The sequence below is a fragment of the Phormidium sp. CCY1219 genome (assembly GCF_055795085.1).
Window position 1 is genome coordinate 1 of the sequence record NZ_JAYFEQ010000450.1, and the last position, 11,247, is coordinate 11,247.

An 11,247-nucleotide genomic window follows, 5' to 3' on the forward strand; every position below is an offset into this window, starting at 1 on the left:
GCCCTGCTTGCCGCCACGGCTTCATTATATGCGATCGCCTTTTTTTTGTCAAGTCCTCGGGAGAAAGTGGCCGCCGATTGAGACTCGTTCCCAGGAGGGTCTAGGAACGAGATAAATTGCGGCTGCGTTTACCCTACCGAGTCGTTGGCGAGTTCTAAAATCACCGGGGTATGGTCGCTGGGTTTCGGGAGTTTGCGCGGGGCGACATCGATAGTGCAGGCGATCGCGCGGTCGTACAAAGGCGGGGTTAAATAATGATGGTCGATGCGCCACCCTTTATTGCGCGGAAACGAACCGGCGCGGTAATCCCACCAGCTATAATGACCGTCAGCATCGGTGAACTTGCGAAAAGCATCCGCAAACCCTAACTCTAATACCTGACGCAGGGCGTCGCGTTCGGCGGGAGAGGCCATAATATCTTTAGGTTTGGGGATTTTGTGCAAGTCCTTATCTTCCAGGGCGATATTAAAATCGCCGCAGATGCAGATATTTGCCGTTTTGTCAAGCAGAGATTTGAGATAGTCGCGCAGGTGGGCGAGCCAATCGAGTTTGTAGGCATATTTGTCGCTACCCACAGAAGCGCCATTGGGGACGTAGAGATTGACAATGCAGATATCGCCCCACATGCCAGTGAGGACGCGCTTTTGGCTATCGAACTCAGTGGCGGGAGTACCGAGAACTGGGGAAAAGCCGGTGCTGACATCCTGTAGGGGCGATTTGCTAAAAATAGCCACCCCGTTGTAAGATTTCTGGCCGGAGATATAAAGGTGATAGCCTAACTGTTTGAAAGGCGATCGGGGAAAATCCGCATCCACCACTTTAGTTTCCTGCAAGCAGAGCACTTCAACGGGGTTTTCCTGCAACCATTCGGTTACTAGGTTTAAGCGAGAGCGAATCGAATTCACGTTCCAAGTGGCGATTTTCATCAAGGGCGCAATTGATAGAGAATTGTTGCTCATTCATTGTTGAGGCGATCGCGGGTTGCTGTCAACCCGCAATCTCTACCAAAGGCCCAAAACAAGCAACTAAATCGCACAACTCAAGCCACCGGATTTTTGACTGAAACGAATATTTTCGCTGTAGTCTACCGGGCAATCGATCACCGCCGGCACCTCTTGCTCTAGAGCTTCTTTCAGGGTGGGAATAAACGCTTCGGTGGAGTCGATGCGATAGCCTTTCAACCCCATGCTTTCGGCGAGTTTGACAAAATCGGGATTGCCGAACTTAATAAATGCTGACTCGCCGTAGTGATTTTGCTGCTTCCATTCAATCAACCCGTAACCGCCATCATTAAAAATAATCGTCACGAAAGGGGTACCCACGCGCAAAGCGGTTTCCAATTCTTGGCAGTTCATCATAAATCCGCCATCACCGGTAGCGGCGACGATTTTGCGTTCGGGATGGACTAATTTAGCGGCGATCGCGCCGGGAATGGCAATGCCCATCGCCGCGAATCCATTTGAAATCAAACAAGTATTCGGACGTTCGCAGTGATAGTGACGGGCGATCCACATTTTATGCGCGCCCACATCGGAAATCAGCACATCTTCCGGTCCCATCACTTGCCGCAAATCGTAAATCAATTTTTGCGGTTTAATCGGAAACTCGTTATCATTGGCATACTGTTCGTAATCCGCGCGGATATCGCTTCGCAATTCGCAGGCGTGGGGGGTGGGTTTGCCCTGGCGATCGCTGCGGTGCAAAATTTCCATTAAGGAATCGGAAATATCGCCTACTACTTCCACCATTGGGATGTAGCTGCGGTCGATTTCTGCGGGGGTTGCACTCACGTGAATAATCGGAATTTTCCCTTCCGGATTCCATTTTTTCGGGGAATATTCAATCAAATCGTACCCCACTGCAATCACCAAATCGGTTTTTTCAAAGGCGCAAGTGATATAATCGCGCTGCTGCAAGCCGGTGGTCCATAACGCGAGGGGATGGGTATAGGGAATCACGCCTTTGCCCATAAAGGTGTTGGTGACGGGAATTTTCAACCGGGTGGCAAATTCGGTCAGGGCGGCGGCGGAATGGGCGCGAATGGCACCATTTCCGACCAAGATTACGGGATTGCTGGCGCGAGAAATGGCTGTCGCCGCTTCGTTCAAACTTTGATAGGAGGCATAACTCTTTTCTTGATTATCTTTGTTGAGTGCATGTCCCTCCACTGGCATGGCGGCAATATTTTCCGGAACGTCGATGTGGACTGCCCCGGGTTTTTCGGTTTGTGCCCGTTTGAAGGCTTTGCGGACGATTTCGGGGGTGATGCTGGGACGGACGATTTGGGCGTTCCATTTGGTGACGGGTTTTAACATGGCCACCAAATCTAAATACTGATGGGATTCGATGTGCATTCGGTCCGTGCCCACTTGGCCGGTAATCGCCACCAGGGGGGCACCATCCAGGTTAGCATCGGCGACGCCGGTCATTAAATTGGTGGCACCCGGTCCTAAGGTGGACAGACAGACGCCGGCTTTGCCAGTCAGGCGTCCATATACATCTGCCATGAAGGCTGCGCCTTGTTCGTGGCGGGTGGTAATAAATTGAATGGAAGAGTTGCTCATGGCTTTGAGCACTTCCAGGTTTTCTTCTCCGGGCAATCCGAAGACATATTGCACGCCTTCGTTTTCCAAACATTGAACGAGCAGTTCGGCGGTGTTCATTTCGCCCATAACGATTGACCTCACATTAATTCGGGGTTGATGGTGGGTGGATCGGGGTTGCGCGTTGGTCGGAGTTGGTAAAAGATGGCTAGCCACCCCAACCCGGCGCGATCGACAAAAAAGGTTATTTCACCCACACGGTTTTGATATTCACAAATTCGTGAATGCCTTGGATGCTGAGTTCTCGTCCGTATCCGGACCGCTTGATGCCCCCAAAGGGCAAGCGGGGATCGGATTTGACTAAGCCGTTGATAAAAACGGCACCGGCTTCGAGTTCGTTAATGAAGCGATCGCGTTGGTCGGAGTTGGCGGTCCAAGCACTCGCACCCAAACCAAACGGACTGTTATTTGCCAGGGCGATCGCCTCGTCAATTCCAGAGACGCGGAATACCAGGGCCACCGGACCGAAAAATTCTTCGTCATACGCCGGCGATCCGGGGGGATTGTCCTTTAATATGGTGGGCGGGTAAAAGTTTCCGGGACGATCGCGCCATGCAGATCCGCCGACTAAAACGTTCGACCCCTTCTGGATGCAGGTTTGCACCAGTTGGTCTAAATCGTTCTGGATGTCTGGGGTCGCCAGTGGCCCGATATCGGTTTCCGGATCCATTGGGTCTCCCACGCGCAACGCTTTAAAGGACTCGGTTAAGCGTTGCTCGAATTCATCGGCGATCGCTTCGGCGAGAATAAACCGTTTGGCTGCTATACAGGATTGGCCATTATTCATGGTTCGAGCTGTAGTCGCGGTACGCACCGCTGTTTCTAGATCCGCACTTTCCATTACAATAAACGGATCGCTCCCTCCTAATTCTAAAACAGTTTTCTTGATTTGTTTCCCGGCATTTTCGGCCAAACTTGCCCCGGCAAATTCCGACCCCGTGAGTGTGGCGGCTTTCACGCGATCGTCGGCAATTATTTTTGCCACTTTGTCAGCACTTACTAACAATGTCTGGAAAGCACCATCTGGAATTCCGGCTTCCAAAAATATCTCTTCAATGTTGAGGGCGCACTGGGGAACGTTGGATGCATGTTTGAGGATACCGACATTGCCCGCCATCAGGGCCGGTGCGGCAAAACGAAACACTTGCCAAAAGGGAAAATTCCAGGGCATCACCGCCAGAATCACGCCGAGGGGTTGATAGCGCACGAAGCTAGAACTGGCATCGGTTTCGGCGGGGACGTCGGCGAGGAATTTCTCTGCATTGTCGGCATAGTAGCGACAAACCAGGGCACATTTTTCCACTTCGGCGATCGCGGAAAATAAGGTTTTCCCCATCTCTTGGGTGATGATGTTGCCAAAGCGCTGTTTGTCTTTTTCCAAAACCTCCGCTGTGGCATTCATCCATTTGGCTTTTTGGGCAAAGGGAATGCGCCGATAACTTTCAAAGGCGGTTTGCGCGGTTGCCAGTTTTTCCTCTATCTCGCGATCGCTGAGCGCCTCAAAGGTTTTTATCGTTTCTCCCGTTGCGGGATTAATTGTTGCAATAGTCATTGTCTCTGTCCCAATTACAATCTCGTGGCAATTCCTGACAAAATGCCTGCCACAATAAAAGCAGCACCGAGGAAGCCGAATAGGCCGCAATTCCCTATACTTTTAGGGTGCCCGGTTGACCTGATTTTCTCCCGGCACCATTGCGGTAGCGGGAAAATTTCCGTTCGGGGTGGGGGTGGACCACTACAAACCCTACAGGGTAAATTTTCCCTGGGGTGGTGGGCGATCGGCTACCATCGGATTGGCTTTTTTAGTCCTGTTCTGCTATTTTGTCAAATTTATGGCAGTTGAAATCTTAAATTTCGGCTATCTTTGGTCAAAATTTGTCAAGAATTGCTGTTAATCATTGGGAAGAAGCCATCCGCGCTTCCACCATTTGTCGCACCACATCTTTCATTTTCGATGTCGCCTCCCATCCGAGTTTTTCCTTTGCCTTGGCGGGGTTGGCTTTCCCGATCGCGATATCCGTGGGGCGGTACAGGCTCACATCTGTAGTTACATGGTCTTGCCAATCTAGCCCCACGCAGTCAAAGGCAGTGACGACAAATTCTTCTAAACTGTGGGTCTCGCCGGTGGCGATGACGTAATCATCGGGGTCGGGATGCTGCATCATTAAATACATCGCTTCCACATATTCCGGGGCATATCCCCAGTCCCGTTGCACGGAAATATTCCCTAAATGCAGTTTTTCCGGACTCCCTTGGGCGATGCGACAGGCGGCGGCGATGATTTTTTGGGTGACGAATCGTTCGGGCCTCAGGGGGGATTCGTGGTTATACAAGATTCCCGAACAGGCAAATAATCCGTAGGCGTCTCGGTAATTGGCGACTTCCCAAAAGGCGGTGGATTTGGCGACGGCGTAGGGACTTCGCGGGCGAAAGGGGGTGGTTTCATCGGCGCGGCGATCGCCGGTATCCCCAAAGCATTCGCTCGATCCGGCATTGTAAAATTTGATTTGGTTGCCGGTAAAGCGGATTGCTTCGAGTAAGTTGAGGGTTCCGGTTCCGATGCTTTCTAAGGTCTCTACCGGTTGGTCGAACGAGAGTCCCACCGAACTCTGTCCGGCTAAATTGTACACTTCATCGGGCTGGATTTTGGTGAGTACCTGCAAGACGCTGCGAAAGTCGGTGAGGGACATGGATTCGAGTTTGACGCGATCGCGTATTCCCAACCGCTGTAAGTTGCGAAACGATGACATTTGGGCATCCCGCGAGGTGCCGCAGACGGTGTACCCTTTCTCCAGTAAGTATCGAGCTAAATAGGATCCATCTTGCCCGGAAATTCCACAAATCAGCGCTTTTTTCATAAATTGGCTATCTCGATGTTGGTCATCCATCTAGAGTTACGCCGTGGTTAACCCTAGCTCATCCTATTTTAGAGTCCCGTAGGAGGGACAATGCCTACCTAAAGAGTTTCTTACGTTTTGACGGCTTTGCGATTTTGCTGGCGCGTACGCACTGCAGCTTTGAGGACTTTTACCCGATACGGATCCGCATCCTTGCGCCAATACAGTTTATATCCGCGCAATTCGGCGCAATGCTCTACCAAACAGTTTAACCACCCCTTGCGCCGTTTAATCGCCCGATAATCTTCAAACAATCCCCAATCTTCTTCTTGACGGGTCAGTTTGGCAAATTTTTCGTAATCGGGATAATCGGGGGTGACGCAGGCATCTTTGCCATGCAGCAGGGGCGGATTGTCATCGATATCGTAGTCGCGATAGAAGACGCGAAAGGTCTCTAGGTTAATCTGCATGCTGGTATATAATGCCGGATGCGGGTCGCTGTCAAAATCCGGACAAAATAAATAAGAAATTTGGCGCTTTTTGGTGTAGAATTTAATTAAGGTCGCTTCATCCATCCGCCCGATAATCCGACTGATAATCCCTTCATAGATTCGCAGTAAGGGGTCGAGGCTTTCTAGGGCGGAAACGTGAACCGTGAGGCTGTTGGGTTTGTGCAAGCCAATTTTACTCTCTTTGCAGCAGGTTTCGATTAAGTGCAAATCGTTTAAACTGTAAATCAGTTTTTGGGTCAGGAAGCAGATATTTTTATAGCTGCCGAAGAAGGCTTTAATATCGGTTTGGATTTCTTTGGGGAAGTGGGAAAAGGGGGTGCGTTTGATGAGGTTACTGACGGCGATGTAAGTTAGTAAATCTTGGCGACGTTTTTGCGCGATCGCCTCCCATTCTTCCGGGGAGGATACTTCAACAATGGCGTTAAAGGCGCGGCGCAAGGTGCGAAATTCGCTGCAGATTTCGGCAGCTTGCGGGAGTTCCCCTTTCACCGGGAGTCTGCCGCGATCGCTGACAAATTCCATCAAGGGGGTGAGCAATTCTCGATAGTCATCAAACTTTTTAATCACTTTCGGCACTTTTGTGCGACTGCGAAAGCGAGATGCCTTTACCCATTCGGCAGTGGCTTCGTCGCGAAACACGAAATAAATGCCTAATGCTGCCGGAATCGCTTCTACCCCTAACACACTTTCGATATAGTCCTTGAGTTCCTCTTGTTCGTAATATTTCTGAAATGTATTGCGCCGGGTAATCACGCCATCGCCGTATGCCACGCGATCGCTGCCGCGATCGTCCAATAACACCAGCGCCGCCACCACTAGGGCTTTGTGAGCTAGCGTCCAAGCTTCCTTCAGCGCCAACTCGCGTTCTTCCCGGTCTTCTATCACATTAATTACGTAGCCGAGATTCACCACATCTGCGGGGGCGAGGGGGGTATCGGGGCGATAGTAGGGGTCCCATCCCTCACTGGAATGCCCGCGTTCGGCAATCCGCTGGATATCGCCCCCATGCCCACAACCGTAATCGAAAAACGTGGTATCGCGATCGAACAAACCGGCTTCTAACGCTAGCCGCATGGGCCGCGAGAGTTCCCGACGCACGATCGCGGCGCGATGGCGTTCGATTTTGGGCAGGCTTGGGGCAGTTTGGGGCTTTTCTTGGGGATTATGTATCAATGTGTGACCTTCAATTTTGACGCCTTCTTCTGCCAAACGGTCTAACCAGCCGTTGCGGGTGCCAATCGGGCGCGATTTCTTTAACAGTCCCAGTTTGGCTTCTTGGCGCGTGAGAGTGGCAAAGAGGTCGTAAAGTGGGTAATCGGGGGTAACAAAGGCTTCTTTGCGGTGCAGAACGGGCGGATTGTCGCTGTTTTCGTAGTCGGCGTAGCTGAGTTTCCCGCTGCGTAAGTGGAGGTGGAGACTGGCTTGTAAGGCGGGATGGGGGTCGCTGTCGAAGTGGGGATAGTATAAGTAGGAGATTGTCGGTTTGTCGATGTTAAACTTGACGAGGGTTGCGCCTTCGATGCAGCCGATGTACCGACGGGCGATCGCGTCGTAGAGGCGCAGGGAGGGGTGTAGGGATGCGATCGCCCAGCGATGCACGTACAGGGCGGTGGGCAGTTTTTTGCCGATGGCGCTGGTTTCCCAGGCCCGGGCGATAAAATCCGGTTGCTTCACTTCGGCGATCGCTTCTGCAGCGCGATCGCGGGCGGTTTCCCAGTTCTCAAACGCGGCAAGTATATCTGCCGCCAGTTGCGGGCAATTTCGCACTCGGTGCCAAAATTCTGCTTCTCCTCGGGTTTCTATCTCGCAGGCACAGTATATCGTCAGGTCTTCCCGCCGGTTTTCGCGCAGTTTCTCCCACCCTTGGCGATCGCTGGCGGCAAGAACGCACTCAAAGGCATCGTCCCAACTGCCGAATTTAGCGGCTATTTCGGCTTCGGTCGCACATTCTCCGGCCACGGGCAGCCGTCCCCGTTCGGCAACAAAGTCTATCAGGGGGGTGAGGATTTCTTCGGATTCGGCAAATTCGGGCAGGGAGGTATCGAGTTCGGGAAGGTCAATGCGCGATCGCACCTGGGAGTGACGGTAAGCGAGAGATAGGTTGGGGTCGCGAAAGATAAAAAATACCCCCACATCTGCCGCCACTGCATCGACTTGTAGCGCGTCCTCGATGTAGCGTTTCAGTTCTGCCGGTTGCCAATAGTAATGTGAGGACTGTTGCGGGATGATTCCCGACTTGCTGTAGGCGATTTTCTCACGACTGCGGTCCGCGATCGCTACCGCCGCCGCGACAATCAGGGCGCGATCGCACAACTGCCATGCCTCGCGCAAAACTGCCTGACGTTCCGAGTCTGACGGGAGGGCATTGAGCTCATCGGGAAGGTAAACGAGATTGCAAGGGGTGCGATCGCGATCGCTGCCATAGTCGAGAAAGCTCGTCTCTGGGGTCAAAATCCCCCCTTCTACCGCCACGCGCAGGGGACGGGGTAGGTGGTGGTGTCCCGGGGCGTGACGGTCCGTGGGGGTTTGCATCGGGGATAGGCGAATGTTTGTCATGGTTGCAGCATCGGGCGACAACAGGAAACCACTTTTGTCATACCACATTGGCGATCGCTTTGGCGCGCCAATTTATCCGGATGACTCCATCGGTCTTTCCCTCTGCGCGATCGACCCGTCTTCACTGACAGGCTTCTTTTAAATAAACAACCACCTCATCGGCAAGGCTTTCTATCGTTTTATGGGAAATAGAAGGATCGGAAAACATAAAATTCAATGTCATTTTTTCCCGAAAGGTAGTAACAGCCACAGCAAATATTCCTCCAAACGCTCCAATCCCCGGCACAAAGCTTATTTCTTCTAATTCCAACTCGCCGTAATTACGGGGAATATTCACTCGACCCACGTTGCTCACCGCCACTGTTACCGATGATTGATTCGGTGTTGCCAGAAGCGATTCTATGATTTTGCGAAACATAAAAATCGGTTTGAACATTGCCCCATTGTCCAACCCTTTTTTCAGCTTTTGTCTCACCTCTTGCGCTAGTTCCCAAAAGTAACCATTCGGCTTGACTTGGTGAAATGCGGTTAAAGAAGAGGCCATAATTGCCAGGTCTTCCGGATTCACTGGCGGGTTTAAGTAACGGCGCAAATCTACATAATTTCTACAGACTACTCGAACGTCCCGGTCTTCTTCTCCTCGAATTTTTCGCGCTGCCGTAAATAACATCGCCGTACACAATGCCCCTTGAACCGTGGTGGTGTTTTGCCGACAATTTTGCAGGATATTTTGGGTTAATCCTGGGTCGAGTTTCCGCTGGACGATTCCCGTTTTTCTGAATTGCAGTGGCACAGTTTTTTCAAAGGGGAATGTCTCGGGTTTGTACAAGCGCTGCTTAACCTTAACTTGCAATACGAACCAAATTCCTTGCAATTTACCTCGCACGCCTTTCATCCATTTCGGCAATATTTCTTCGATTGCCTTCGGGCAGGGCAAGGGAGATATTTGCCCTGCACTGTCCCCAGTTGAGGTGATTTCCTGGCACGTTTTTAAAATTTCCGAGTGCAGGTGAATGGAGGATATGCCATCAGATATCGCATGATGAATGGTGGTGATTAAATAGCTGCTGGACTCCGGGCGATCGCCTTTCACGAACAAACATCGCAGCAATCCTTTGCTACTCTCAATTTTTTCGTTTACCTCTCCTTCCACAATTTGCTGCAATTGTTCCTCGTTAGCGACCTCTAATATCCGCAAAGGAACAGGTTGCGTTCCTTCGGTTTGAAAGTGCCACTGGTTGGCAGATTCCACAATCCGCGATTGTAGGCGCGGGTGCCGTTTTTGGATCGTATCTAACGCCTTTCTGAGAAGCGTTTCTGGTATCGTGCCTTTGATTTTACTGACGGTTGCGATATTAAAAGTGCCGCTGTAGCTATTCAAGATTTCCATTGCTTGCTCTAGGGCACCCAAGGGGCGATCGGTGGTTTTTATGGCGCTTAATTCTTTGCCATTGTTTTGGCTCATTCTCTACAGCAATTCCTGTTTTTTAGTTGGTCATTAAATTCGGCGATCGCGTCGGTTCAAAAAAGCGCGATCGCCGTTCTTTATTAGGCGGTAAATTTCTCCCGAATCGACTCGATTCGTTTGCGATTTACCCCCAAATCCGACTGCCCCAACCGGGAAGCAGACCGCAGGTGAATCGTCTGGTTTTCTGGGTCGTTGTAAAATTCCACATCATCCACAAAACCCATCAGATTGCTGCTAAACTCAGCATAGAGATAATTGTCCTCAGATTTCACTACGGTTGCATTATCGATGTCTTCGATAATCCCTTTGAGTTTGGCAAAGGCATCATCAGCAGAACCGCTATAGGTGAGGGGCGCAATTTTATGTTCTTTATCCGTATCCGGCGCTTGGCTAGAAACGCAATTGGGCGAACTCGGGCAAGCGGCAAGTTTGCCGTTTTTGACCCCAAGATTGGTAGGACGAGTTCCAGAAAAAGAGAAGATGCTCACGATGGTTATAGGTGAATTCGTTTCGGCAAAAACTGCAGGGGTCTGCCATAAGTAACAGACCATTGCTAAAATCAGCGAAATGCACAAAGTCGGCACTTTTAAGCGAGCAAAGTGGTGCATAGATTGTCGGGAATTTCAGAACGCTTCACTCATTCTACCGGGAAATGCGATCGCTGTGACATCCATCTAGCAGTATAGGCGAAAAGTCCACCCACCATCGCCTTCTCGCCCCTGCATCGCGGTGGAAACCCCCGCCCCCTTCATCCCCCCTCCTCCACCAGTGAGGGCATCGCCACTTCAATAAAATGCTCGATTTTCTTCACATTCGGATCCCCTGCCAAATAGCCGATTCCCCGATGCAGGTGCAGGCGAAACTGGGTCGCCAGGGTTTCTTTATCCGTCCCCAACCCATCTTTGTGACAACGCTGCTTTAATGCCACTAATAAAATATCGGACATTTCTCCGCCAAATACCCGCCAACTCATCTCCACATTACTATCCATCGGAATCGGTACCGGCGAGGGCGGCGAATCTTCCGCTAAAGACCGACAAAATGCCCAGCGACATAAAATATTCCACTGGTCAATTTTCGTCGCCCGCTTCAGTTTTGTCAGTTGGTCTTTGGCACTTTGCGAAACTTTTATTCGGTCGATTGGTGGTTCCATTGACGTACTTTAATCCCTCATAAAAACAACATTTAATTCATTTTCAAACTCGTTCCTAGGCTCAGCCTGGGAACGAACCTCCCGAGGCTCTGCCTCCTACTATTTTAATTGCTAGAGG

Annotated in this window: 8 protein-coding genes; all 8 read right to left on the reverse strand. The window is 51.1% G+C overall.

Annotation, left to right across the window (positions count from 1 at the left end; translation table 11 throughout):
- Nucleotides 1–128 precede the first annotated feature (128 nt).
- The 8 genes from xth to dndE all read right to left on the reverse strand — a co-directional run bounded on the left by xth (nt 129) and on the right by dndE (nt 11,129).
- Complete coding sequence (gene xth / locus AC0QH1_RS10945; RefSeq protein ID WP_324631136.1) at nt 129–926, reverse strand: exodeoxyribonuclease III; 798 nt, start codon at nt 924–926, stop codon at nt 129–131.
- Between the two features lie 99 nt (nt 927–1,025).
- Nucleotides 1,026–2,663, reverse strand: coding sequence for an acetolactate synthase large subunit (locus AC0QH1_RS10950; protein WP_324631137.1), 1,638 nt, complete (start codon nt 2,661–2,663; stop codon nt 1,026–1,028).
- A gap of 124 nt (nt 2,664–2,787) precedes the next feature.
- Entirely contained in the window at nt 2,788–4,155 is a 1,368-nt protein-coding gene (locus AC0QH1_RS10955; RefSeq protein WP_324631131.1) for an NAD-dependent succinate-semialdehyde dehydrogenase, read from the reverse strand.
- A gap of 343 nt (nt 4,156–4,498) precedes the next feature.
- A complete protein-coding gene (locus AC0QH1_RS10960) occupies nt 4,499–5,461 on the reverse strand; it encodes a GDP-mannose 4,6-dehydratase (RefSeq protein WP_324631138.1) in 963 nt (320 codons plus the stop codon).
- 110 nt (nt 5,462–5,571) lie between these two features.
- Nucleotides 5,572–8,508 (reverse strand): DNA phosphorothioation-associated putative methyltransferase, encoded by a 2,937-nt coding sequence (locus tag AC0QH1_RS10965; protein ID WP_324631132.1) that lies wholly within the window; start codon nt 8,506–8,508, stop codon nt 5,572–5,574.
- A 121-nt stretch (nt 8,509–8,629) separates the two neighbouring features.
- A complete protein-coding gene (locus tag AC0QH1_RS10970) occupies nt 8,630–9,973 on the reverse strand; it encodes a phthiocerol/phthiodiolone dimycocerosyl transferase family protein (RefSeq protein ID WP_324631133.1) in 1,344 nt (447 codons plus the stop codon).
- An 83-nt stretch (nt 9,974–10,056) separates the two neighbouring features.
- Nucleotides 10,057–10,584 (reverse strand): DUF1499 domain-containing protein, encoded by a 528-nt coding sequence (locus AC0QH1_RS10975; RefSeq protein WP_324631134.1) that lies wholly within the window; start codon nt 10,582–10,584, stop codon nt 10,057–10,059.
- Between the two features lie 140 nt (nt 10,585–10,724).
- A complete protein-coding gene (dndE, locus tag AC0QH1_RS10980; protein ID WP_324631135.1) occupies nt 10,725–11,129 on the reverse strand; it encodes a DNA sulfur modification protein DndE in 405 nt (134 codons plus the stop codon).
- Nucleotides 11,130–11,247: the final 118 nt, after the last annotated feature.